Genomic DNA, 26,178 nt, shown 5'->3' with positions numbered 1-26,178 from the left:
GTCTATCTTGAATTTTAAATTATGTTGCCGCCGGCTCCAACTCTTACTCCTCTGCCATTGCTTTAAAAGAAGCTTCAGCCGCTTCAAGAGTGACAGCAATGTCTTCGTCCGTATGAGCGGTGGTCAGGAACCAAGCTTCATACTTCGAAGGAGCCAGATTGATACCGCGGTTTAACATGTGGCGGAAGAGGGACGCGAAGCGTTCGCCGTCCGTGTCTTGTGCATGATCATAATTCGTCACCGGATGATTGCAGAAATGCGTGGAGAATGCACCACGAATGCGGTTGATCGTCAGATCAATGCCGTGACGGTCCGCGGAAGCTTGCAAGCCAGTGGTCAGATCGATGGCGAGACGTTCCATTTCTTCATATACGCCAGCACCGTGCAGTACTTCAAGACAAGCGATACCCGCCGAGATTGATGCCGGATTGCCTGCCATCGTTCCGGCCTGATACGCCGGGCCGAGTGGAGCAACCTGCTCCATGACATGTTTACGTCCGCCGTAGGCACCGATCGGCAAGCCACCGCCAATGATTTTCCCAAGTGCAGTAAGGTCAGGTTCAATCTCCGCATGATTATCCAATCCGGCATACGTCTGAGTGGAACCGTAGTGGAAACGGAAAGCGGTAATAACCTCGTCATAAATAACAAGTGAACCGTTCGAGCGTGTCATTGCACAGAGACCTTCCAGGAAACCTGGCTCTGGCATAACCATACCGAAGTTACCAACGATCGGCTCTACCATAACAGCGGCTACATCGTCACCCCAACGTTCGAGCGCTTCCTTCAGACCATCCAGGTCGTTATATGGAACGGTAATGACTTCATGAGCAATGCTGGTCGGGATACCTGCACTGTCGGGAATGCCAAGCGTAGATGGGCCTGAGCCTGCAGCGACCAGTACGAGATCGGAGTGACCATGATAACATCCGGCAAATTTTACGATTTTATTTCGTTTCGTATATGCCCTAGCGACGCGAATCGTCGTCATCACGGCCTCTGTACCGGAGTTCACAAAGCGAACCTTGTCCATGGACGGGATCGCTTCTTTCAGCATTTTGGCAAGCTTGATTTCAAGCTCCGTTGGTGTACCGTACAGGACACCATTGGCAGCTGCTTCCGTTATGGCTTTGGTAATATGAGGGTGGGCATGTCCAGTCACAATCGGTCCGTATGCCGCGAGATAGTCGATGTACTTGTTGTCGTCGACATCCCAGAAGTGGGCGCCTTGCGCTTTTTTCATAAAAACGGGTGCCCCGCCGCCCACCGCTTTGAATGAGCGAGAAGGGCTGTTTACGCCGCCTACAATATGTTCCAGCGCTTCTGTATATAACAACTCCGAGTTCGTACGTGTATTCATGAGATAACTTCCTTTCGTAATTCCATTAGTTTAAACCAGCAAAACAATAGCATGATATGATTATTTTCGCATACTTTGGCGAACAGGCATAGCGAAAGGGCAGCATATAGGCTGCCCTTCTGAGAATGAATGAGATCATCGTTATAGTATATACCAAGTTAGCTCAGAGCTGTATTAGTGGCTCATTTACTCTGCCGGTTGCTGTGTGTTCTTCTCATTACCGCTGGCGGTCTTGTCTTCTTTGGCTTTTTCGTCTTCCGTCTTGGCTGGTGGGTGAATGATGTCTTGAACATGCTGTTTCAACTTTTCTTCACTGGTTACCGACAAGACTTGTGCTCCGCCAGGGGTGCGTTCTTCTTTCAACAGGTTCATTGGTGGAACCTGCTCACTGCCATTCATGCTGCTTTGATAACCAAGCCCGCCCAGCTTCCACATGTCGGAAAGCGTCAGGTTGGTATCTACATACGGGCTAACTTGTTCCAGAATGGAAGGTAGCTTGGCAATCGTTGTTGTGGACTGCATTTTGGCCGTCACGGCTTTGAGCAGCTCCCGCTGACGTTCCGAACGTGCGAAGTCGGACATCGCATCATGACGGAAACGAACATACATCAAGGCTGTTTTACCGTCGAGATGCTGGTAGCCTTTTTTCAGATCAATATCGTACTCGTTGTTGTCGGCTTTACTCACATAATGCATGTCCTTCTCGACATCAAAGTCTACACCGCCAACCGCGTCAACCAGTTTGATGAATCCCTGGAAATCGGTATACACATAATATTGAACAGGGATACCGAGCAAGTCACTTGCAGCTTCCATCGCTACGTTCGGGCCATGGGTAATCGCGGTGTTAATGCGATCTTTACCATATCCATCAATGTTAATGTACGTGTCACGCAGAATGGAGAACAGGTTAATCTTTTTGGTCAGCGGGTCAAGTGACACCACCATCATGCTGTCGGAACGTGGCACTTCACCCTTTTTCAGACCGCGGGCATCAACACCCATAACCAATATGTTCACGGTCTCGGTACCTTCCCATTTCGGAGGGTCGGGTGTCTTCACTTTCTCTACATTTTCAATATTGGCAAATGGCGAATCCTCGCCTTTCTTCTGCAATCCATCCAACTGATTAAGAATAGAACCGAAATAGTAGGCCACTGCCCCTCCAACAATTAACACGAAGGCGGCAAGAGAGATCCATAGGGTTCTCTTCGTCTTTCTGGTCATGCTAGCGCTCCTTTGTATTTGAGATAAAAAATAAACGATTTCAGTACATGTAAAGTTGCGTTGAGTTTGCGTATAAGTCGAAGCTTTCCGTTCGCCTTCCCTCCAGACCTCAAGGCAGAGGAGGCCACTTCGAACTATTTTTTAAAGCTTGCTGAATTTTGACTGTTACTATTATAATTTCTTTTTGGGCTACAAGCAATTTCAACAAAATCCAAGTGAGGTATAAACATGCTGGCGATTGATGTAAAAGATTTGCGAAAGTCGTTTAACGTCCAGAAAAGCCGCGGTGGGCTGAAGGGCGCGTTTCAGGATCTGTTCAAACGTCAATACCAGGAAGTATTGGCTGTGAATGATATTTCATTTCAGATACCGCAAGGTGAAATCTGCGGATATATTGGAGAGAACGGTGCCGGCAAATCAACAACGATCAAGATGTTGACCGGCATTTTGGTGCCTACATCCGGGCATTTATCGGTAGGTGGGTATGTTCCGTATCAGGAACGGGAGAAGTTTGTCAAAAATATTGGTGTAGTGTTTGGACAACGTAGCCAGTTATGGTGGGATATCGGTGTCATTGAATCTTTTCATCTCCTACGCAAAGTATATCGTGTTGGGGAGCAGGACTTCCGTAAACGGCTGGACGAGCTCGTTGAGCGTTTGCAATTACAGGAGTTGCTGAGTCGCCCGGTGCGCAAACTCAGTCTCGGTCAGCGGATGCGCTGTGAACTGGTGGCGGCCTTACTGCACAATCCAGGCATTGTGTTCCTGGATGAGCCAACCATTGGTCTGGATATCGTGGTGAAGTCGGAAATTCGCGAGTTCCTGAAAGACATGAATGAGCAACATGGTACAACCATCCTGCTTACGACACATGACTTGCAGGATATCGAAGCCTTATGTTCGCGAGTCATCATGTTGGATGCGGGAAGTATCATCTATGATGGAGGTCTGGATCACCTCAAGTCCCAGTGGGGCACAGAGCGTGAGGTTCGGTTCAAATTCGGTACAGGTCACACGATGACTCAGATGCAGGAATGGACAGCGGCGATGCCTGTGCGGTGGACCGTGGAGAACGAATTGTCGGCCTCCGTGTGGATTCCGCTGGAACTGAACGTTTCGGATGTACTGGCACGTGTGGTAGGTCAGGCAGATATTACGGATATTCAGATCATTGAGACCAACACGGATGAGATTGTGCGTAGTATCTACCAGTCCGGTTCGGCTGAGCGCCCGGAGATTGTGTCGGCAGATAAAGAAGCGGTAGGTGCTACCTAAGATGAACAGTGCATTTATCGATTTCATGCGTATTCGTTTTCTGACGATGCTCGCGTATCGAGTGAATTATTATTCGGGCATTTTGATATATACGCTGAATATTGGCGTGTATTACTTTACGTGGCAAGCTATTTATGGAAGCAGCGGAGAGATTGGCGGTTTTACGGCAGCACAGATGACAACGTATGTTGCTGTCTCTTGGATGGCGCGTGCGTTTTACTTTAACAATCTGGACCGGGAGATTGCCGCCGACATTCGGGATGGCTCCATTGCGATTCAGTTTATTCGGCCGATTAACTACGTGATGGTCAAAATGATGCAGGGGCTTGGCGAAGGTATCTTCCGCTTCTTGTTGCTCATGATTCCGGGCATGATCATTGCCATCCTGCTGTTCCCGGTGGAACTGCCAACAGCGCCTTCGGCGTGGATCGGTTTTCTCGTCATGCTGTTCTTCAGTTTCATCATTAATTCCCAGATTAATGTCATTACGGGACTGGCGGCGTTTTTTGTGGAAAATAACGAAGGCATGATGCGCATGAAACGTGTGGTCGTTGATCTGTTTTCGGGCCTGATCATTCCGATCAGTTTGTATCCGGACTGGTTGTCCACAATCATGAAAGTATTGCCGTTTCAGGCGATCACATATCTGCCCGGCTCGGTTTTCACTGGCAGGGTGGAAGGTACAGGCATCTGGAATGTGCTCGGGATTCAGGTGCTCTGGTTTGTCCTGCTTCTCATACCCATGGTGCTAATCTGGCGGCAAGCGCGCAAGCGTCTGTTCGTGCAAGGGGGATAAGCGAATGTACTATATGGGTCTAATCTGGGAATATCTGAAAAATTATATGAAGACACGTCTGACGTACCGCGCCGACTTCTGGGTAGAGATTATCTCGGATCTGCTCTTTCAGGCGACCAATCTGATCTTTATCTTTGTCGTTTTCCGGCATACCGACAACCTTGGCGGTTGGAGTGAGGCGGAAGTATTATTTGTTTACGGATATTTTATGGTGCCATACGGCATCTTTAGCTGTTTTATCAACCTGTGGGGGTTCAGCGAGCGTTATATTGTCAAAGGTGAGATGGATCGCATTCTGACAAGACCGGCACACAACCTGTTTCAGATTCTGCTGGAAAATGTAGACCCGCCCTCTCTCGTAGGTTCGTTCATCGGGTTAATCATTATGATCTTCAGTGGTGCAGAGATGGGGCTCGTGCTGGAATGGTGGCACATCCCTGCATTGATTATATTGGCACTAAGTTCAGTGCTAATCTACGCGGGTATCTATACTACATTGACGTCACTATCCTTTTACTCCGATGCGCCGACAGGTATTTTGCCGCTGATGTACAATATTCAAGGATATGGACGTTATCCGGTAACAATCTATAACAGAGCCATTCAGGTATTGCTCACCTGGATTATCCCGTTTGCCTTTGTTGGCATCTATCCGGCAGCGCTGTTCCTAGAGCGAGCAGAGATGCATCGGATGGCTTTGCTCACTCCGGTCATGGGGCTGGTCTTTGCAACGATTGGGCTTACCCTGTGGAACTTCGGTGTGAAGCGGTATCGGGGAGCGGGGTCTTGACCCTGCTTACAGGATTACTTCACGCAAATCTGAAGGATCATATAACTTGAATTCCAAGGAGGACATGAAAATGACTTTAACAGAAGGTGTACAAGTTCCGGATTTTGAATTGCCATCAAGCACGGGTGAGTCTATGAAGCTGTCTGATTTTCGCGGCAAGCGAGTTCTGATTTACTTTTATCCGAAAGATATGACCTCGTCTTGCACGCAACAAGCCTGTGATTTTCGAGATCGACATGAGGATTTTCAAGGGTTGAATACAGTCATCCTGGGGATCAGCACTGATCCGATGAAGCAACATGATAAGTTTATTGCCAAATACGGACTGCCTTTTATCCTGTTATCGGATGAGGAGCACACGGTTGCCGAGCAGTTTGGCGCATGGCAGCTGAAGAAGATGTACGGCAAGGAGTACATGGGCATTGTGCGTTCCACCTTCCTGCTGGATGAAGAGGGCAAGCTGATCAAGCAATGGACGAAGGTGCGTGTAAAAGGGCACATTGAAGAGGCGCTGGACACGGTAAAAGGGCTGTAATTCATCGGTTACGATCCTGTGAAAATAAAACGAGCCATGCACGAAGTGTGTATGGTCAAAAATAATAAACAGGCTGCATCTATGGACACCACTCCCATTGAGATGTAGCCTGTTTATTTCTGCGAAAGAGTACCTGCATTATTACGTTGTTTAAATCGATTTTTCATAAGGTGAATCAGTAGTAGGAAGGCAGGAATGACAATACTGACCGTAAAATCCCAATTGAACCAGGCGTACATGATGCCTAGGGTGTAGAAGAGGACATCCGGCGAAATCACAATAGCCATACCGAATAATAAGAGCATCGTTGGCAGAATTAACGGCTGGTAAGATTTGAGACGACACAGTTGTGCAAGTCCAAGAATGAATCCAAACGTGTATAGCGAAGTTTTAAAGTAGGTAGACACGAGCCAAGCTGTCGAAGAGATGGCTTCAATTCGTTGAACGAAGCCGCCAATGTTAATCTTTTGTGCAAGAATATACGATACATAAATATTATGCTCTGTCAGTTCAGCTCCAAGCACAAGTAGAGAGGTAAGGAGAATGAGGGTTAACATGATTCCTGCAAGTAATGCGGCCAATAACAGCTCTCGCCGCTTATGCACGCCGTGAGTAATATAGGGGTAAATCATGGTGATGATAATGAGTTCTCCATATGAAGCTGTAGCCCCTCGAACACTCCCGCTTATAAATGAAAACAGGGGAGTATCAAAGAACGGCTGGATGTTCGATACTTCCATTTTGGGCAACAAACAAAGCATTAGGATAATCAAGCTGATCATAACAAAGGGGGCCAGAATCTCTGCCATTTTACCGAACGTGCCCAATCCTTTCAGTACGGACCAACCTAGGGCTATAACAAAAAGAAGAATGATAGCCCGAATGGGAGTATGGAGATAAACCTGAGTTGTCATAAAATCTCCAACTTCACGGATACATATAGCTGAACCCATCAGAAAATAAAACAGATATGCGGCAGCCAAAATTGCACCTATCCATTTACCAAGTGCTTTGGAACAGATCTCGATGAGTGTAAGTCCGGGGTAAGCTTGATGCAGCTTATAGGAAAGCCATAAGATCGACATGCCGATACCTTGGGAGACGATCGAGCAAATCCAGGCATCCTGTCTTCCAGAGTAAGTAAGTAATGTCGGGTAGATTAGCATCATATCTCCAATCATGCCCATAAAGGCAAGGACTGCAAATTGCCGCACGGTAAGTCTCTCTTTGATGAGCATGATCTGTACCCTCCTTCGATTATCTTTAAGTTCTGCCTTTATTAAATGATAATTTGGACTTGATTTGATGAATGATTAACAGCAGGACAGGTAAGATCAGACTCACCGTTAAATCCCACTCCAGCCAATAGGGAATGACCGTTGTGTTAAAAAAAACGATATTGGGTGTCACAAGGTTAGATAGCGCATATACAATCAGTACGCATGGCAGAATGAGAAAATGGTAGCTCTTAAGGCGAAAAAGTTCAGCGATACCAAGAACAAAGGCATACAGATAAACGGTGGATTTAAAATAGGTGGATATCAGCCAGGACGAGGCCATAAGCACTTCAATTCGTTGAAAGAAGTTGGCTATATTGATTTTTTGGGATAATACAAATGAACCAAAGATCGTGTGCTGTGTAAGAAAAAGTCCCATAACCAACATGGAGATCGTCACCAGAATAGCCATGAGCAGATTGCCAAATCCGGCAGATATCATAAGATCACGAGTACGATGGGCTTGTTGATTTGCATAGGGGAGGATCATCAGAATGGGAAGGGCTTCACCAACCGGATAGATAAAACCGATCACAATCCCATGCGTAAACTGGCTGAAGGTGGTGTCCGTAAAGGGTACAAGTTGGTTTAATTGTACCTCGGGCAACAAAAAGACCACTAAAATAAACATGAAAGTAGTAATAATAGGTACGAGTATTTCACTGCTTCGACCAATATTCTCTAGTCCGTTATATAGAGCCCAACCGATGGGGATTACAAAAATAAGAAGCACAACCCGAATGGGCGTATACAAAAAAATCTGACTGGTCATGAAATCACCAACGACCCGTGATTGTGCTGCAGAGCTAAAAATAAAATACATCAGGTAGAACAGGGCTAACACCGTACCTGGCCAAAATCCAAGGATTTTGCGAAATACGCCTATCAAATTTTCATTGGGATACGTGTCTGCAAGTTTGACGAAAAGATACATCAACCCCATGCCAAGAGGAACACCGATAAAAGCATAAAGCCAAGCATTTTGCCCCGAAAAGGTTGCGATAACCGAGGGGTAGATCATCATCATGTCACCGGCAATGATCAAAATGGTCAAGATACATAATTGTCTAATGCCAAGGCGACCTTGTTCCAGCATGTTGTCAACTCCCTTTTGGCTAACTCCCTGTAATATAGGCCAGTAATTGATTCACGGGTTTGTAAATCCAGATGATAATGTATAGCGGGCTTGGAAACTCCCATAGATTCACCGCGACAATACCAAAAAAGATGCTTGTCAGCAGTAAACAGGAATAGACGGTGACTTCTTTCCATTCCTTCTTTCTCCATAACTTGGGTAGATCAATCACCCCCATCAGGCACCCGACAATGACAACTGCAATCGATAGCAGCAAGCGTGCTCACTCCTTGGCTTTTTTATTAAATGAATTATCCAACGTCCCTATACGACGGATCTGTACGTTTGCTTCATATGTGACGTCTAAATTTTGAAAGTACTTGTCCCAGTTCTTTTCTTCTCTTTTGTAGATTTTCGGATATTTATGATAGATGTCTTGTCCAAAACCGAAGATGTCCACTTTATATTTACTGCGAACGAGACTTACTGTACCTTTCATCAATTCGATAATCCGATCCTGTGCCAGTTGCTCCAATTGCTTGATGGCCTCCATTGAACCGATCTCCATCTCACAATCTACGGAACCAATGACAGAGACCGTGTTCACTTTCAGACTGATTTGAGGTTCGCCCCGCACCATTTTGACTTTGTGATCCGTGGAGGTACGCAATGTTTTTAGCGTGACATAACCCCCTTTTGGACATTGGGTGGGGCCAATCGTTGTTTTCACGTTGTCACGAATATAGTTGTAGCCTTTAGAGTCATCCTGATTCAGCCAACCGATCAGTTTGTCTTTTTGAAACACGCTGAGACCAGCGAATTGAAGAGTAGCCGGAGGTTCGATACTCTGGACATTTTTGGTCTCACCGCTTTTCTCTTGATCTCCAACAAGCTCAATACCAGTAATAACAGGGGACATGCTGGGTGTGAGAATATACTGCATCAGCTTGTCACTGGTCACGGTTGTCGTTGGAGCCCAGCTTTTAGCAGAAATATCGAGTGCATTGAACAGTTTTTCTGACGGAAGATTTTCTAGTGGTGTGAGTACGTTCAAAATGTTAGAGGCCGTGTTTTTTCGCGCCACCATTACATAGTAATCGGGTCTGACGTCTGGTTCTCTGATGAGGGCTTCAATGACGTCATATATGCCGTTTTTTCGTGCGAATTCTTCTCCGAAAACCAATACCCGGATATGAGCCATAAAAATGGCACGAGGGCTTGTCTGGGTAAGCTTCTGAATAGCCTCGAGCAGTGTGCGAGCGCTGGCTTGATATTGGGTAACGGGTGTTCCATTGCCGCCTTGACCTTTGGCGACTTCACGAGGCACAACAACCTGTGCACTAACCCTGATCTGGTCACCGTCTCGATCTACACCCAGACCCAGCATTATTCCGAGCTGATTCAGCTCCTGGCGATCCCAACATCCGCTCAGCAACGGCAGTATAACGATGATGGATAGCATGACACGTAAACATTTCATCATAACCTTTTCTCCTGCCTTCACTAATGCTTGGTTTTTTTACGTTTCTGCCTCGTTACGTTCGAAGTACCGTTTGATAATGGGCGAGTTCTCATATGCGACCAGGGAACACGGAACAGCGTATCTTTCAGATCATTCTTAATGAAGGGTGCAAAAGGAGACATGTACGAGATCCCAAAAGAGCGCAAGCTGCAAAGATGAGTTAGCGTAATGAGCAGTGCAATCAGAATGCCATAGAAACCAAACGCCGCCGCCGCTATCATCAGAATAAAACGCAAAATACGAACCGAAATAGATAATCCGTTCTCCGGAATGACATAGCTGGAAATGGCAGTGATAGAAACAATAATAACCATCGCTGCAGACACAACGCCTGCCTCTACCGCGGCCTGCCCGATAACAAGTGTGCCTACGATGGATACGGCCTGTCCGACCGTTCTCGGAATTCGAATGCCCGCTTCTCGCAAAATTTCGTAGGTCAGTTCCATCAGAACGGCTTCAATAAAAGCTGGAAAGGGGACGCCTTCTCTTTGTGCAGCCAGACTGATCAACAAGGTAGTTGGTAACATCTCCTGATGAAATGTCGAAATAGCGATATAAAAGGATGGAGCTAGCATGGCAATCAGAAACGACAAATATCGCAACAAGCGAACAAGAGAGCTGATGTCAGCACGCTGATAATAATCTTCAGGAGATTGAAAAAAGTGCATGAATAATGCAGGCACAAGCAGTACAAAGGGTGTACCGTCTATAATGATTGCAACACGTCCTTCGAGCAGTGCTGCAGAAACCGTATCTGGACGTTCGCTATTGTAAACTGTCGGAAAGATTGTCGTGGTTTTGTCCTGAATAAGTTCTTCGATGTACCCGCTCTCCAGAATACTGTCGATATCAATCTCACCCAATCGTCTGCGAAGCTCATCAACGACATCTTCATTGACGGTATGTTCCAGATATACGACAGCCACTCGAGTTTTGGTGACACGTCCAATCTCACGCTCCTCGATCCAAAGCTGCGGGTCACGAATACGCTTGCGAATCAGTGCGGTATTCGTACGCAAATTTTCCGTAAAACCTTCCATTGGACCACGTACAACGGTTTGAGAAACGGGTTCACCTACAGGACGGTCTTCCCAACCGGCAGCGCCAATTTTGAGTCCCCGAGTAGAGCCGTCCAGCAGCAGAATGACTTCACCGGCCAGCATCGCTTTCAACACATCATCCATATCATCAATGAACAGCACTTCGCTAGCGGTAAGAACATCGTTCTGAAGATAGCTCAGGTGTTCATCGTCCGCTGAGAAATCAGGCAAGTTACGCACTTGCATCAAGGGTTGCAGGACAGCCTGATTGATCACCTGTGTATCGACAAGCCCATCAATGTATAACAGCATCGAAGGCCATTTGTGCAGGCTTTGTAATGGACGAATCATCAAGTCATTGCTATTCCCCATCATCTTTTTGCAATAAGCAATATTATCAGCCAGATCCGGATGAATGGCATGCGTTTCGTGTGCAATTTGAGTATCTGTAGCCATCCATGTCTCCCCCTCAAACATCCTTTATTTGCAAGTAGTATGACCGGGAGTGTTTTAGTTTATGAAAAAAATATGAATGAAAGGATATCTGGTCTTCATATCCCAATAAAAGCAAACAAAAAGAAGCCGTATGTTCACGGCTTCTATATTTATAAAGGGGAGATGGACTCATCATTAGTCCGCATTTTGTTTTTGACGCTGACGAGCGGGGGAATGCTTGCGACGGGAACGAGCGAACAAGGCGTTGCAGTAACGATAGACGATGCCAGCAATCACAAGCAATGCAACTAGGGCAAGAATGTATGCTGTATATTGATGAGCGAGTGTGAATACAGCGCTCCAGCTAGGACCGAACACCTTACCGATCCCAAGGAATAACACAACCCAGAACAAGGCTCCAGAGTAAGCATATAGGGCGAATTTGCGAAACGGAATTGCAGCAATACCAGAGAAATACCCTGTGAAATGACGAACACCTGGAATGAAATATCCGATAAAAATCAGACCGTATCCATACTTAGCAAACCATTTTTGCGTTTTGTCCAGCTTGTCCGGTTTAAGTAAAAACCATCTTCCATACTTCACAATAAAAGGTAGACCGGCTTTGGCTCCGATGAAATACGTAATAGTCATGCCAATCGTTGTCCCGAGAAACGCTAAGACGACAAGTGTACCGAAATCAAGCTGACCTCTGTAGGACAAATAACCCGCATATGCCATCGTCGTTTCGCCTGGGAAGGGAAGTGCAATAAACTCCAGTAGCAGGCCGAAGAACAATACACTGTATCCGTAAGACCCAAATAGCTGCTGGACCTTCTCAAGTAATTCCAATAGATTCACACTCCTGATGGTGTCATATGAATCAGGCTTTAGAAGTAGTTGGTTGCCCGTTTCATGTTCGTTATTTCCTAATGCTACCGAATTGCTGATTAAGAATCAATAATCCCATATCGAAGCCAAGGTTATTTGTTGCAAAATAATAGATAAAATGATGTCTTTTTTGCGATCTGCCTCCATATAATTCTAACAAATCTGCTGAAGTCTATCAGCAAATTCAATAGAGTGCTGGAGGGTGAATTACAAATGGCGCAGGAATCTCACGAAATGATGCAACGAAATGGGCAACTTATGGAGCAGCAAACTTCAACTCGTTCCTGTAGGAAGGTACGTATGTGGAAGTGTTTATCGATATGGTTCACTCTCGCTACATTACTGCTGACAGATATGTTCGGAGCAAGCGTGCCGTCTGCCGCAGCAGCGGGGAAAAGTAAAACATCAGACAAGGTTGTCTATTTGAGCTTTGACGATGGCCCGGGCAAACATACGTCTGAGGTATTGAATATTTTACGCGATGAGCATGTTCCTGCTACTTTTTATGTGCTGGGAGAGCATGCAGAACGTATGCCGGGAATGATCAAACGAATCGTAAGTGAAGGACATGCCATCGGCAATCATACATATAACCATGAATATAACGAGTTGTACCGGAACTTTGAAACGTTCTGGCAGCAGATTAAGCGCACGGAAGATATCATTAACAACATTGTAGGCTCTCGTCCTGCACTTGTCAGAGCGCCTGGTGGAACATACGGACATTTTGATCATACGTATTTTGATCTGTTGAAAAAGGGAGGATACGCTGTCATGGACTGGAACGTAGACAGCGGTGATTCCAAGCGGAGAAATGTGCCCGCTAGCGACATTGTCGCTCGTGCAACAGATGTGCCAGCAGGAATGTCTTCTGCTGTTGTGCTGATGCATGATGGAGGTGCGCATGCCGAGACAGTAAAGGCACTGCCGGATATCATTCAATACTACAAACAGCAGGGGTACCGTTTTGAAGTGATGCAGGCTTCAGACAAACCTGTTCAATTCCAGGTCAAACCTGCGGTGAAATATAAGGTTCGCCAGTCTCCATCTGCTAGCTGGATTGCCAAACATGTAAACGCAAACGCTGCGCAATGGATCGTAGCCAAACCGCTCAAAATTGAATTGGGATATATGACCGTCGAACTCAAGCCGGACGAATATCGCTTCAAAGACCAGACGATAATGGTTCCCTTGCGAAGTTATATGAACCAGCTGGAAGGCAGTATAAGCTGGGATCAAACCTCAGGTACTGCAACCACATGGTGGAAAGATCGCATAGTCCAAATTAACCCGGCGATGGGTACATTGACGTCCAAGCGATTGCATGATCAGGATGGCCTGACGGTTCAAGCTGTGATGGAGAGCCGTGAAGGCACGATCTGGGTGTCAGCAGGTGATTTGATAGAGCAGCTTGGAGCAAAGCAGTATACAGTCCAATCCAAGGACAGTGAGTGGGTAATCACCGTGGAGCCACCTTGGACGTCTATGGAGCATGGACATTTTTATAGCATAATTTGAAAGAAACAGCAGTTTATCTGACTATTCTCTCTACTTCCGGGCAACAATGAATCATAGATTATGATAATTACGATTCATAGGCAAGGAAGGAGAGTGTGGTTCAGATGACCAGAGTGCGAATAGAGCATGATCATGCTACCGAACTGTTAAAAAGGCTCAGCAATCGAATTGCTGATGTAATCATTGGCAAGAAACAGGAAATTCAATATATCATTGCTGCAATGCTTAGTGAAGGCCATGTTCTGTTGGAGGATGTACCGGGTACAGGAAAAACGATGCTGATTCGCACCGTGGCTTCATCATTAAGCTGTGCGATGGGGCGCATTCAATGTACATCCGATGTCATGCCAGCCGATGTGACGGGTGTATCTATATATCACGCCCCTACAGGAGAGTTCAGCTTCAGACCGGGGCCGCTGATGAACAATATCGTGCTTGCGGATGAGATTAATCGGGCATCTCCCCGTACACAGTCTTCGTTATTGGAAGCCATGGAGGAACGCAGTGTGACCGTAGACGGCACAACTCACGTATTGCCGAAGCCGTTTCTGCTGCTTGCAACACAGAACCCGTTGCAGTTTGAAGGCACCTATCGTTTGCCGGAAGCACAGTTGGATCGCTTCATGATGCGGATTACACTGGGATATCCTGAGCCGGAGCAGGAGGTAGAACTGCTTTCTCGTGAGCGTAGCAAGGATATGCTGGAGAACATGCGTCCGATTATGCTGGCTGAAGAAGTGGTGGCCATGCAACGTGAAGTGAGGCAGGTACATGTGGATGCCGTGATCAAGCAATATCTTGTCGCTGTCGCTGTGGCTACGAGAAGTCATGACGCCGTAAGACTGGGCATCAGTCCCCGGGGAACGCTGGCCTGGATGACGGCTGTGCAGGCTTATGCCTACTTACAAGGTCGCAGTTACGTTGTGCCGGATGATGTGCAATCCCTCGCTGTACCGGTTCTCGCCCACCGAATTCAGTTGAAATCAATGAACAGAGCGGACGGAAGCGCAGTGCAAGAGCAAGTCATCCGTGAAGTGTTGTCGTCTGTGCCTGTACCCGTGCAGATGAGTGGGCAGGGAAGGGGACGACGCGCATGAGAGGGTTTCGCGGAAGTATAGCTCATATGTTAATGGCTGTTCTTCTGGGTGGTCTCTATTTCTGGCATGGTGGAAAATCAGCGTTGTTCTTGGCAACGGTATCCGTGCTTGTTGTGATATATGGAATACTCCTGCGAGTGTTTGGTCCCCGTCAGATTGTTATCAACAGACACTTACGACAAGGGCAGATCACAGCAGGAGAAAGTATCCGCGTCCGGGTTGAGTTACAGATGAGGTGTCCGCTTCCACTATTATGGCTCGTGGTATGCGATAACACCCCTGGGGGTATACATCGTAAATTGCTTTTTCCAGGCTTGAAAAGACGATGGTCTTATCAGTATGAGATAACAGGTCTTACCCGAGGAGTACATGCTTGGCAGGAAGGGCGAGTATACTGGGGGGATATTTTTGGGTGGAGCAGAGCCTACACCACAATTAAGGGTGAAGAGCCTGTTGTGGTGGTGCCCGGGACCGGGAATGCTGCAACATCAATCTGGCCGGAAGTCTGGACGGATCATGGCGAAGGCGTGGGAGTGCAACATCCATTGCAAGGTATACCAGGAATAGAAATTCGTGAATATCAACAGGGGGATTCGTTTAACCGAATTCATTGGAAAAGCTCAGCGAGAAGCGGAAAGTTGCATACGCTGCTTCCTGATATGCCGCAAAGTACCTCACTCGCAATCATGGTATACGAAGAGTGCTCAGGATATGAGGGGGTTGGGGCGGGAGAACGTAGTCAGGAAAGTCAGGAAGTGTTCGAACGAGCAGTGCTCGGTGCGGCGAGTTGGGTACGTGAGGCAACAGATGCACAAATGCCTTGTGAGCTTTGGTTGAGTGGAGATGAGCTGGCAAGTAAACAGGACATGCCGTTAGAAAAGGACGCAAGGCATGAAGCACAAACAAACCGTAGTCGTAATGAAGCTGGTGGAATCCGGAGTGTTCATGGGCAACAAGCCGACAGTGTGGACTGTGCGTTAAGACGGCTTGCTTATGCACGTTTGCATCAGGAACAGGGATTAGTTGGCGAACGACTTGGCGTTGACAGACTGGAGCATCTTCCATACGGGTCAAGTATTCTGGTCTTTACCGGACAGCTGGATGAACGATTGGTTGCATGGCTTGAATATGCGTCAGCACTTGGCTTCCAGGCGAGAGTCTATCTATCCATGAACGGACAGATGAGAGGCACGGCGGGTGACGGGAAGGAACAATTCGGAACATCGGCTGTGTTGAATTCGTCAGTTGTACAGGCGAGCCGTTCGCAATCATGGACTGAACGCCTTGTATCCAAAGGGGTAAAGATTGTCTATCAGGAGTCTGTTGGAACCGTTGGGTCTTGGCATGGCGGAAAGGCAGGGATTGTTGATGTGGGAGCATAAAATGAAACAGCAGCCCGAATCTGCAGTTCTGTCTGCACAGGCAGTGCAGACACAGCGATCGGAATTGAATTCGCCGTTATTTTCGTCTATGTATCTAACAACTCCTGTGTTATATCTATGGCTTATCACAGCGGGATTGCTCGTATTGTGCATGGAATGGATAGATCCTGTGACATCTGATGGTCAAGCAGGCAGTGAGCGATTTTCGGCTGTCATGGTTGGCTATTCAGCCATCCTTCTATCCGTTGGCCTGCTGCGTACAGGCTGGATGGCCAGTATTACGCTACGCATCCCTATGATATACGTTGCACTGTGTGTAATGTACGGGGGCAGTCATCCGATCGAATGGGGCTTATCCTACCCGGGGATACTTAATGCTGATCTGGGACAGTGGATCGATACAGGACGTTTTCGTGTGATAAGCAGGGAAACCAGAGGGTTATTTATGTTGTGCGGCTGGAGCATGCTACTCGCCTCGGTACAGTACCTGGTATTGCTTCGTCGTAGCATATCTCTGTTTGGCACGGGAACATTAGTTTATCTGATCCTGCTGGAGACTGTTGTCGGATATGATGCTTATGGCTCGGTGGTTCGTTCGGTATGCTGGCTGCTGTGCATTCAGGGCATGCTTCACCTGCTGCGCCTTTCGGAAGGCACAGGTCATGAACGGAATGCGCAGGATCAGAAAATTGCACATGAAACTGAAAATCGAGGCATGATCCAAGGTGTACTTCAAGGTATAAAACAAGGTACAAACGAAGGTGCAAACCAGGGCATAAAGCAAAGTAAACACCAGATTACAAACCAAGGCGAAAACCAAGGTGTACATCCAAACACTCACAACAAGGCGGCACGAAGTAAAAAGAACAGCGCTCATCGGATACGGAGTAAGATTTATCTATATTGGATGGCTGTATCTGTGGGCACGGCGGTCTGTGTGGTGTTGATATCTACACTTCCTGCACGGCTCAGTGTTGTGTTGCCTGCCGGACAACTCTCTGTTATGGATACGGTCGAACGTTTGGCTAGATGGGCAGGATACATTCCTTCAGGCAGTGTACCGGCTTCTCTGAGTGTGACGGGATATAGCACCGTTGATGCACCTATGGGGGCACCTCTGGTACAAGGGAATGAACCTGTATTTTTAGCGAAAACGCCTGTCTCTACGTATTGGCGTGGGGAGACCCGTTCTTACTACAATGGCAGTGCCTGGAGTGATACGGAGCAGCGCTTCCGTTATGTTAACTCATCGGATCTGCTACGTTCCGATGGATGGGAGGAGCATCCGTACTGGCAGCGTGTTCGTCAGATCATCACGATGGAACGGGAGTGGCGTGGTCCGAATCCACTTTTTACGGGAGGGTTACCGGTAAGTTTGTCTTTTCAAGATGGTGATGTCCTTAATAAAAAGAATGAGAAGCGACTGCTCTCTAATGAAGATACGGGCACCTTGTGGCTTGCAGGAGGAAGGGACAGGAATGAGCTTGTCCAGCATTATACGGTAGATGTGATGGTGCCGAATGTGACACCGGAACAGCTTCGGCAACGTGCAGGATTGGATGGGAAGAGTACTGCCAAGGAAGGCAAGGACTCTAGCGTGAGCGAACAGAATCATGCTGGCGGGAAAAATACATCCGATCCTGCCTCTATTCGCCGAAAGGATCTACAGCTTCCGGATACACTTCCGCAAAGGGTAAGGGACCTTGCTACCGAGATCATCGGTTCAAGTACAACACGGTATGATGCTGTGCAGGCCGTGCGCAGTTATCTGAAAGCGAATGCCCGTTACTCGCTGGATACCCGAATGCCGCCACGAGGGACGGATTTTGTGGATGATTTTCTGTTTGTGACCCGTGCGGGGTATTGTAACCATTTTTCCACCGCCATGGTTGTGTTACTTCGTGCCGAAGGGATACCGGCACGTTGGGTGAAAGGCTACGCCCCAGGACAGGCGGACCCGCAGAACCCGGGGCAAGTGGTTGTCACCCAGGGGGATGCCCATTCCTGGGTGGAGGTGTATTTTCCCGGCGTGGGCTGGGTGCCGTTTGAGGCTACGCCGGGGTTTGATTCGGCGCAGGCTGTCGATGCCAGCGCCGCAGGGGTCGCCTCGGCACAGCCAGGCGACGAAGCCCCGCTGCCGGATGCAGGCAGCGGGCTGGAGCGTGCGGGCGCGTGGCTTGCCGCGCACGCACGTGCCCTTGTCGCGGCGCCGTGGCCGGCCGCGACGGCACTTGCGGCAGCGGCGCTGCTGTGCGCCGCTGCATGGGCCTGCACGCGGCGGCTTCGCCCCGCGCTGCGGCTTGGGCTGCTGCTGGCGTGGCCGCGCAGCAGCTTCCCGGACCGCGAGCGGCTGCTGCATGCTGCCGCTCCGGTCTGGCACGCGCTTGCGCGCCGGTACGGCCCGCGGCCGCCGGGCATGACGCTGCGGGAATACGCAGCGTCACCCGCCGTGGCCGCAGGCACGGACGGCGCGGACATCGCGCGCTTTGCAGCCGACTGGGAGCGGCTGCTATACGGGCCAGACCGTCCGCTGCGTGCAGACAGTCTCGATTTCTTGCGTCGGGCACTTCGTCTGGCCCGGCGTCCCCCAAGACGCCAGCGCTAAGTTCCTGACGAGTCTCGTTTGCCCAAGGGTGAACGAGATTTTTTAATTTACACCACTATACTCTATTGAGATGCCACGGAGCGGATGCTAACGAACCTGGTTGGAGGTGAATAGGAAGATTACTACTTTGAAATGTGAAGAATCTGTTGTCGTTGGTGGAAATTCCAATCTACATATAACATGCAGAGAAGTGAGTTTAGATTGACACACGTTACCTTCCTAACGTCAGCCCATGAAGTTCGTGCCTCCTCCATCTACTTGATCATGAGAGGCGTACCCTTATTTTTTTTACGAGCAGACAATATTTCAATTACCAAACTTCGTGGGGCCAAAATTAGGATTTACGATTCTTAACGATCACCAGTGACGCTATGTAGTCCTTTTTTGCCATTTTAAAATTCTAACGATCACGAGAAACCTTATTTACTTGAAAAGACGACATTTCCGCTGGATTTCGGGAGTTTTATACCAAATAGCGGTTCTGAGGATCGTTAGAATTTCAAGCACTGCCTAGAGCGCATAATAAGGCTCAGTGTGATCGTTAGCATGTTCCAATTCATGTTGTGCTGCCGATTGCATATTTGCTTTTCTATATTGCCACTGGAACTTAATACCAACTTACCATCTTCACTGATAACGATGACTTTACGATGGCTTTTAATCTACGCACCCGACGGATGAAATCGGTTCTTTTATCCAATTATAAGAGTACACACGAGGTGGAGCATATGTGCATGTTATATTGAACAAAATTTCATCCTGTAGACCCGCCTTAAGGAATGGCATCGACTGTCGCTTTGTGTCACATCTTCCCGTTACTTGCCTGAAAAATGGAGTTTCGTCTTTCCTTGACGGTAGGTTTTGTCGTTGCGTATAATTAGTTTCATTGAATTGAGGGAGGCACGGTAATGAATAAGCAAAATGAAATTGTGGTTGTCCTTGACTTTGGAGGCCAATACAACCAGTTAATCGCCAGAAGAATCCGGGATCTTGGCGTATACAGCGAGCTTTTGCCGTATAACACACCAGCGGAGAAAATTGCTGAAATGGCGCCAAAAGGAATTGTATTCTCGGGTGGCCCATCTAGCGTATATGCTGAAAATGCACCACACGTTGATCCGGGTGTCTATGATCTAGGCTTGCCAATCTTTGGTATCTGTTATGGTATGCAGCTCATGGCTCAGCAGCTTGAAGGGAAAGTAGAACGTTCCGAGAAGCGTGAGTACGGCAAAGCAGATCTTGAGTTTGCTGCCGGTGCAGCACTTGCTCAAGGTATTGAAGGTGAACATACTGTATGGATGAGTCATGGTGACCACGTTGTCACATTGCCTCCGGGCTTCAAACTGGATGCAGGTACGGAAAGTGCGCCAATCGCAGCGATGAGTAACGACGAGCGCAAATTGTATGCAGTGCAGTTCCACCCGGAAGTACGTCACTCCGTTCGCGGTAACGACATGATTCGCAACTTCCTGTTCGAAATCTGTGGTTGCGAAGGCAACTGGACGATGGAAACTTTCATTGATGACACGATTAGAGATATTCGTGAAAAAGTGGGCGACGGCAAAGTGTTGTGCGCACTCAGCGGCGGTGTGGATTCTTCCGTTGTCGCAGCATTGTTGCACAAAGCAATCGGTGATCAGCTGACATGTATGTTTATCGACCACGGTCTGTTGCGTAAAGGTGAAGCAGAGAGCGTAATGGAGACATTTGTTGGCAAGTTCGATATGAAGGTTGTCAAAATCGATGCACAAGAACGTTTCATGTCCAAGCTGGCTGGCGTGGATGATCCGGAGCAAAAACGTAAAATTATCGGTAACGAGTTTATTTACGTATTTGATGAAGAGTCCAAGCAATTCGATGACTTCGAATTCCTGGCTCAAGGTACACTTTACACAGACATCGTAGAGAGTGGTACAGCTACAGCACAAACCATCAAATCCCACCACAACGTGGGCGGTCTGCCAGAAGACATGAACTTCAAACTGATCGAACCACTGAACACCCTGTTTAAGGATGAGGTTCGTAAAGTAGGTACGGAGTGTGGACTGCCAGACGAAATCGTACACCGTCAGCCTTTCCCTGGTCCAGGTCTTGCGATCCGTGTACTTGGGGAAGTGACGGAAGAGAAGCTGAAAATTGTTCGTGATTCCGACTACATCCTGCGTGAAGAAATCGCCAAAGCCGGTCTTGACCGTGAAATCTGGCAATACTTCACCGCCCTGCCTAACATGAAGAGTGTTGGCGTTATGGGTGACGCACGTACGTATTCCTACACTGTAGGTATTCGTGCCGTAACATCCATTGACGGTATGACTGCAGACTGGGCACGTATCCCTTGGGATGTGCTGGAGAAAATCTCTGTACGGATCGTTAACGAAGTGGACAACGTAAACCGGATCGTCTACGATGTAACATCCAAACCACCTGCAACGATCGAGTGGGAATAGGTCAGGTCAGGATATTCAAATGTTATGAAAAAGCGGTACAGTCTTGAAACATAGGACTGTACCGCTTTTTTTGATATTGTAACCATGAAAAAAAAGAGCCGTTAGTTTCAATTGACTTCCAATATGTGAACAACTAGTATAATAAGTAACAATACATACAGAGAGGTAAAATTATGCGAATTGCGTCTAATATAGTTGGATTAGATACGTTGAATAAATTGAAAATAAACAATAAAGCAAAAGAAAAAGATATGGAAAAGTTGTCCTCAGGCCTAAAAATAAATCGTGCTGGTGATGATGCTGCTGGACTCACCATATCGGAAAAGATGAGGGGACAGATCAGAGGACTGGAGCAGGCCTCAAGAAATGTTCAAGATGGTCTTTCATTAATTAACACGGCTGAAGGTGGACTACAAGAAATTACAGAGATTATTCAAAGGCAGAGAGAACTGATTATTCAAGGTTCAAATGATACATATACCGAAAGTGATAGAAAAAAGATCGATCAAGAGATTAGTAAGCTTACCGATGAAATCAATAGTCTTGCCAATAGAACTGATTTTAACACAACAAATTTGCTTGCAAGAAGTGATTTTCAAGTTTTAAAGGATAGATCGAGTCATAATGTTGACATCTCTAATGTAGGACCACTACCTAAAACCACAGATAGACAAAGATATCTAGGATTCTTGCCTATAGGCACAAATGATGAGCCTCTTAATGTAAAAAGTTCAACGACCAAAACCGAGATTAATGACACTTATAATCAGCAGGCTCAAACTACACCTATTACTTCTCAAGATGGAAGACAAGGTTATAATGATTATGAGAAAAAGGAGCATGTGCATACGGAAACAACTTCTACGAAGGAGTACTTATTTGCAAGAGAATTATATACGGATACTGCTTATAAGGACAGGTATAAACAACTTGATATAAGAGACTCAACTGAAAGAAATATTTTGTTCCAAACAAACCTTATTCCAAATGTACAAACGGTCGGTATTCTCCCTAACTTTGGGAGATTTTCAGATGATTCAATTTCGATAGAGATTGATGGAAGCTTGACGACTTTGGCTAATATTAACATAAAAAGTTCGACCAAGGAGCTAGGAAAAATTTCCGTTCTTTATGAAAAGGATGGATTTGAGATTGAGAAGGTCATCACAACAGATGGGAGTTCTTTCAAGGCAGAGTTTAAGGTCAGAAACAACTCTGGAGATGATCATAGAACAATTAATATTCGCACTGCTTTCTCTGCCGGACACAGTGCTCATTATACGCTCTCTTCTTCTAGCGGCATACCTATCGGTGGCACAGCTTCTGGAGCACAAATACCGAACACAGGAACGGCTTTTGAAATATCAAATAGCTTAGTAGATTTTAATCTTTCTTTTTTAAGTGATGGTGCCAATACAAAACCTTCCTCATTAACAACCCCTAGCACGCGATTTGGCGTTGATGGTAGCGTTATTACTTCGACATGGGAGAATAATGATATTAGTGACGGTGAGGTTTTGGAATTTGGAATTTCATTGGATAATTTTAATTTCAAGCAGGATATTTATCTTTTTACTGAACAACACACAAACCAAATAGACTCAATCATAGAGACAACTACAACTGACATCAAAGACATAGACTATATACCTCCTAATGTTTCTATTCAGACCGGGGCAAATGAAAATCAATCCGTTAAGATTCCTTTGTTTAAGTTAGATGCAGATGGGCTGGGACTTGCCAACGTAGGACTCTTACCACCGGCTATTCCTGAGCAATCTATCGCTTCAACAGATAACGCTTTAAACAAAGTTTCAAGTTACAGAGGTTTATATGGAGCGTTGCAAAACAGAATGGAACATACTTTGACAAATGTTGGTAATGCGTTTGAAAACTTAGCATCTTCAGAATCTCTAATCAGGGATGCAGACATGGCAGTCGAGATGATGAAGTTTAGTCAAAAAAACATTCTAACTCAAGCGGCGCAAGCTATGCTAATACAAGCTAATTTAGAACCTCAAGGAGTATTACAATTACTGAAGTAACTTGATTGTCTATAACAGTGTAGAGCTACTGTTAATTACTGAATCAACGGAAGTTTTTTGTCTAGAATAAGAAGCAAGGACGATTTAATTGATTGATCAGTGAATCTTAATTTGTTATTATCAAAAAATTACATGAATGCGGTCACTTTCATGCTATTAGTATGATGGAGGTGGCCTTTATTTGTATTTAGATTCAGATTACATTTGAAAATATGAACATATTCTCGTTGTGTTTTATTATTAAACACGCTTACAAATGGATTGGTAACCGCTGAACTGGTTCGATCTGTCATATAATACGAACGTTATTTAGAGGGTGTTGTATAAACATTCGTTTTTATCATTGACAAAGTTGAAGCTCCCTCCTAAAATGATGATGGGAAACAAACAAATAGCGCATACTAATTCGTATAATCCTGGGGATTGGCCCGGGAGTCTCTACGAGATCACCCTAATGATCTGGCTACGAAGAGGAGCAGGCTAAGCACATGAATTCTACATGACTGCGGCGGGACATCACCCGTGCACATTAGAATTTTTTTTGTTCTTGGTCAACGGGCCGTCTGCCTGCTTCTGGTCAAGCTGAACTCTGGGGAAAGTACTTCTCAGGGTCATTTGTCGTTTTTCAATATAACTTATGGCTTCAACATCTCTAAGGAGGAGTTAGTGAATTATGGATCGTTTCTTTAAACTCAAAGAAAACGGAACAAATGTTAGAACGGAGATTGTTGCGGGTCTGACCACCTTTATGACAATGGCTTACATTCTTTTTGTAAACACATTGTTCTTAGGACAAAATGGGGCAGGGATGTCCGACAATGCAGTATTCTTTGCAACAGCCGTCGGCGCTGGATTGATGACAATTATTATGGGGTTGTTCGTGAACGTTCCGATTGCTCTTGCTCCGGGTATGGGGTTGAATGCATACTTTATGACTGTGGTTTTGAGCTCCAATGGTGCAATTAGCTGGCAGGCAGCCCTCGGTGCTGTTTTCCTTTCGGGTATCGTGTTCATTATTCTGACCGTGACTCGAGTTCGGCAAATGTTGCTTGTTGCAGTTCCACAATCCATTAAAATGGCAATCACCGTAGGTATCGGTCTTTTTATTACGATTATTGGTTTTAAACTCGCCAATCTGGTGGCAGTAACCGTGAATGTTGCACCGGATGCAGATTTGAGCCAGCCGATTCCAGGTAGCAGCTTCAACTTGTCTCTTGGAAACTTTATTACACATCATGATGCATTACTCGCTTTGATTGGTTTGCTACTGATTGCGGTCCTTATGGTAATGCGTGTTAAAGGTGCTTTGTTGATTGGTATCGTAGTAACAACGCTGATTGGTATTCCAATGGGGGTAACCAATTTGAGTGGTCTGTCCAGTGCAAGCTGGCTGCCTAACTTCAGTGACCTAGCTGTCGGGCAACTTGATCTGAAAGGTGCAATTAGCCTTGGATTGTTCGAAATCATCTTCATTTTCACATTCGTTGAACTGTTTGATACCTTCGGTACGATGGTTGGGACGGCAACACGCATGGGGATTATGAAGGATAAAGCTAAAGGTGAGAAAACGATTGGTAAAGCCATGCTCGTCGATGCTGTCGGTGTCAGCGCAGGTGCGGCACTGGGTACAAGTACGATCACGGCATACGTTGAGAGTGCTTCAGGTGTTGAAGCTGGTGGACGTACAGGTTTAACCTCGGTTACGACAGGTTTGCTGTTCATTCTTGCTTTGTTTATCGCGCCACTTGCTTTAGTTGTCCCTTCTGCTGCAACCGCTCCAGCTTTGATTATTGTAGGTGTACTTATGATGAGCCAAGTTCGTAGTATTGAGTGGGATGATTTTCTGCAGGCTTTCCCTGCATTCCTTACTATTGTACTGATGCCATTTACAGGCGGGATTGCGAACGGGATCTCTGCAGGTATCGTATCCTATGTTATTTTGGCTGTGTTCAGTAACTTGGTTACTGAGCGTAAAGTGAAAGTGCATTGGTTGATGTGGGTGCTGGCCGTTATCGTTATATGCCGTTACGTGTTTATCGGTGGAGAATAAGTTTGGTTTATATATGAAGAAAGCGAAGCTACGATATCACATCGAGCTTCGCTTTTTTTGTTTCTTCTATATAAGAGTTTGAAACGTGAGATGAAAAGTGGATCAGTTCAGAACCTTTTAGTTGATCCAACTTAGAGATAGAGAGTCGTGTATGAAATGATATGGTCATTCAAATGGAAAAGATAGTTCCGGACAAAGTTAACCTGAAATGCATGTTCTCGTGAGAATGATAAATTATTCAGATGTTCTTAAAATAATGCTTTACATGTGGTGGCGATACATGGTATATTCTAATTCCTGCCAAGAAAACACAGTTAAGACGGTGCGGCAAGCCAATAAAAACAAGCTTCGAAAGAAACTTAAAAAAAGTGCTTGCAAAGTTGGTTTGGAAATGGTATGATATAAAAGTTACTGAAGCGAATGAGTAACGGTGACTGAATATGTTTGATCTTTGAAAACTGAACAACGAGTGAGTAAACATTCTGCTTGCAGAATGACGTGAAGGTTTTTGGTACATGCCATCTGGCTGTATGGAAACTGGAACACAAATGAGATTTTTAATCTCGTCAGATTCAAAATGAGCTTATCGCTCTTTTCAATACCCCGATGAGTTTCACCGCGTTTAACGACGCTGACGAAATTCATCTTTATTGGAGAGTTTGATCCTGGCTCAGGACGAACGCTGGCGGCATGCCTAATACATGCAAGTCGAGCGGATTTGAAGAGAAGCTTGCTTCTCTGATAGTTAGCGGCGGACGGGTGAGTAACACGTAGGCAACCTGCCCTCAAGCTTGGGACAACTACCGGAAAC

The 26,178-nt window shown here is 46.3% G+C and carries 19 protein-coding genes, 1 rRNA gene and 1 riboswitch; of the genes, 12 read left to right on the top strand and 8 right to left on the bottom strand.

Features of this window, described 5'->3' with window-relative positions:
* Positions 1-43: 43 nt before the first annotated feature.
* Entirely contained in the window at positions 44-1,360 is a 1,317-nt protein-coding gene (locus tag BLQ13_RS25605) for a glutamate-1-semialdehyde 2,1-aminomutase (protein WP_090924540.1), read from the bottom strand.
* Positions 1,361-1,546: 186 nt separating this feature from the next.
* Positions 1,547-2,587, bottom strand: a complete 1,041-nt coding sequence (locus tag BLQ13_RS25600; protein WP_090924539.1) for an LCP family protein — start codon at positions 2,585-2,587, stop codon at positions 1,547-1,549.
* Between the two features lie 228 nt (positions 2,588-2,815).
* Between BLQ13_RS25600 and BLQ13_RS25595 the strand changes: the two genes are divergently transcribed.
* The 4 genes from BLQ13_RS25595 to bcp all read left to right on the top strand — a co-directional run bounded on the left by BLQ13_RS25595 (position 2,816) and on the right by bcp (position 5,983).
* Entirely contained in the window at positions 2,816-3,862 is a 1,047-nt protein-coding gene (locus BLQ13_RS25595; protein WP_090924538.1) for an ABC transporter ATP-binding protein, read from the top strand.
* A 1-nt stretch (position 3,863) separates the two neighbouring features.
* Positions 3,864-4,658, top strand: a complete 795-nt coding sequence (locus BLQ13_RS25590; RefSeq protein WP_090924537.1) for an ABC transporter permease — start codon at positions 3,864-3,866, stop codon at positions 4,656-4,658.
* Between the two features lie 4 nt (positions 4,659-4,662).
* Positions 4,663-5,448 (top strand): ABC transporter permease, encoded by a 786-nt coding sequence (locus BLQ13_RS25585; RefSeq protein ID WP_090924536.1) that lies wholly within the window; start codon positions 4,663-4,665, stop codon positions 5,446-5,448.
* A gap of 64 nt (positions 5,449-5,512) precedes the next feature.
* Positions 5,513-5,983, top strand: a complete 471-nt coding sequence (bcp, locus tag BLQ13_RS25580; protein WP_420848968.1) for a thioredoxin-dependent thiol peroxidase — start codon at positions 5,513-5,515, stop codon at positions 5,981-5,983.
* Positions 5,984-6,096: 113 nt separating this feature from the next.
* On the opposite strand, the gene BLQ13_RS25575 is transcribed toward bcp, so the two are convergent.
* The 6 genes from BLQ13_RS25575 to BLQ13_RS25550 form a co-directional block, all read right to left on the bottom strand.
* On the bottom strand, positions 6,097-7,221 hold the full coding sequence (locus BLQ13_RS25575) for a GerAB/ArcD/ProY family transporter (protein WP_090924534.1): 1,125 nt from the start codon (positions 7,219-7,221) through the stop codon (positions 6,097-6,099).
* A 25-nt stretch (positions 7,222-7,246) separates the two neighbouring features.
* Positions 7,247-8,356, bottom strand: coding sequence for a GerAB/ArcD/ProY family transporter (locus tag BLQ13_RS25570; protein WP_090924533.1), 1,110 nt, complete (start codon positions 8,354-8,356; stop codon positions 7,247-7,249).
* 19 nt (positions 8,357-8,375) lie between these two features.
* Positions 8,376-8,612: a hypothetical protein gene (locus BLQ13_RS25565; protein ID WP_090924532.1), complete on the bottom strand. Its 237-nt coding sequence runs from the start codon at positions 8,610-8,612 to the stop codon at positions 8,376-8,378.
* A 6-nt stretch (positions 8,613-8,618) separates the two neighbouring features.
* Positions 8,619-9,818 carry a Ger(x)C family spore germination protein gene (locus BLQ13_RS25560; protein ID WP_090924531.1) on the bottom strand — a complete coding sequence of 400 codons (1,200 nt, stop codon included), beginning with the start codon at positions 9,816-9,818 and terminating at the stop codon, positions 8,619-8,621.
* Between the two features lie 20 nt (positions 9,819-9,838).
* On the bottom strand, positions 9,839-11,353 hold the full coding sequence (locus tag BLQ13_RS25555) for a spore germination protein (protein ID WP_090924530.1): 1,515 nt from the start codon (positions 11,351-11,353) through the stop codon (positions 9,839-9,841).
* A 174-nt stretch (positions 11,354-11,527) separates the two neighbouring features.
* Positions 11,528-12,184, bottom strand: coding sequence for a DedA family protein (locus BLQ13_RS25550; protein WP_090924529.1), 657 nt, complete (start codon positions 12,182-12,184; stop codon positions 11,528-11,530).
* Positions 12,185-12,523: 339 nt separating this feature from the next.
* On the opposite strand from BLQ13_RS25550, the gene BLQ13_RS25545 reads away from it, so the two are divergent.
* From BLQ13_RS25545 to BLQ13_RS25505, 8 genes are all read left to right on the top strand, one after another.
* Positions 12,524-13,741 (top strand): polysaccharide deacetylase family protein, encoded by a 1,218-nt coding sequence (locus BLQ13_RS25545; protein WP_244159474.1) that lies wholly within the window; start codon positions 12,524-12,526, stop codon positions 13,739-13,741.
* A gap of 104 nt (positions 13,742-13,845) precedes the next feature.
* Positions 13,846-14,838: an AAA family ATPase gene (locus tag BLQ13_RS25540; protein ID WP_090924527.1), complete on the top strand. Its 993-nt coding sequence runs from the start codon at positions 13,846-13,848 to the stop codon at positions 14,836-14,838.
* The gene (locus tag BLQ13_RS25535) at positions 14,835-16,220 is read left to right on the top strand and encodes a DUF58 domain-containing protein (RefSeq protein WP_090924526.1); all 1,386 of its coding nucleotides are present in this window, start codon (positions 14,835-14,837) and stop codon (positions 16,218-16,220) included. The genes BLQ13_RS25540 and BLQ13_RS25535 overlap by 4 nt, the downstream gene beginning before the upstream one ends.
* Positions 16,162-18,825 carry a DUF4129 domain-containing transglutaminase family protein gene (locus BLQ13_RS25530; protein ID WP_139168947.1) on the top strand — a complete coding sequence of 888 codons (2,664 nt, stop codon included), beginning with the start codon at positions 16,162-16,164 and terminating at the stop codon, positions 18,823-18,825. The genes BLQ13_RS25535 and BLQ13_RS25530 overlap by 59 nt, the downstream gene beginning before the upstream one ends.
* A gap of 908 nt (positions 18,826-19,733) precedes the next feature.
* Positions 19,734-21,272, top strand: a complete 1,539-nt coding sequence (gene guaA, locus BLQ13_RS25525) for a glutamine-hydrolyzing GMP synthase (protein ID WP_090924524.1) — start codon at positions 19,734-19,736, stop codon at positions 21,270-21,272.
* A gap of 173 nt (positions 21,273-21,445) precedes the next feature.
* A complete protein-coding gene (locus BLQ13_RS29120; protein WP_167375849.1) occupies positions 21,446-23,317 on the top strand; it encodes a flagellin N-terminal helical domain-containing protein in 1,872 nt (623 codons plus the stop codon).
* Positions 23,318-23,703: 386 nt separating this feature from the next.
* A riboswitch (purine riboswitch) is annotated at positions 23,704-23,803 on the top strand.
* A gap of 187 nt (positions 23,804-23,990) precedes the next feature.
* A complete protein-coding gene (locus tag BLQ13_RS25510; RefSeq protein WP_090924523.1) occupies positions 23,991-25,367 on the top strand; it encodes an NCS2 family permease in 1,377 nt (458 codons plus the stop codon).
* Between the two features lie 647 nt (positions 25,368-26,014).
* Positions 26,015-26,178 (top strand): 16S ribosomal RNA (locus BLQ13_RS25505); the annotation flags it as partial.

The sequence above is a fragment of the Paenibacillus polysaccharolyticus genome (assembly GCF_900102085.1).
In the GTDB taxonomy this organism is placed as follows: domain Bacteria; phylum Bacillota; class Bacilli; order Paenibacillales; family Paenibacillaceae; genus Paenibacillus; species Paenibacillus polysaccharolyticus.
This window is presented reverse-complemented; position numbering and strand designations above follow the sequence as displayed.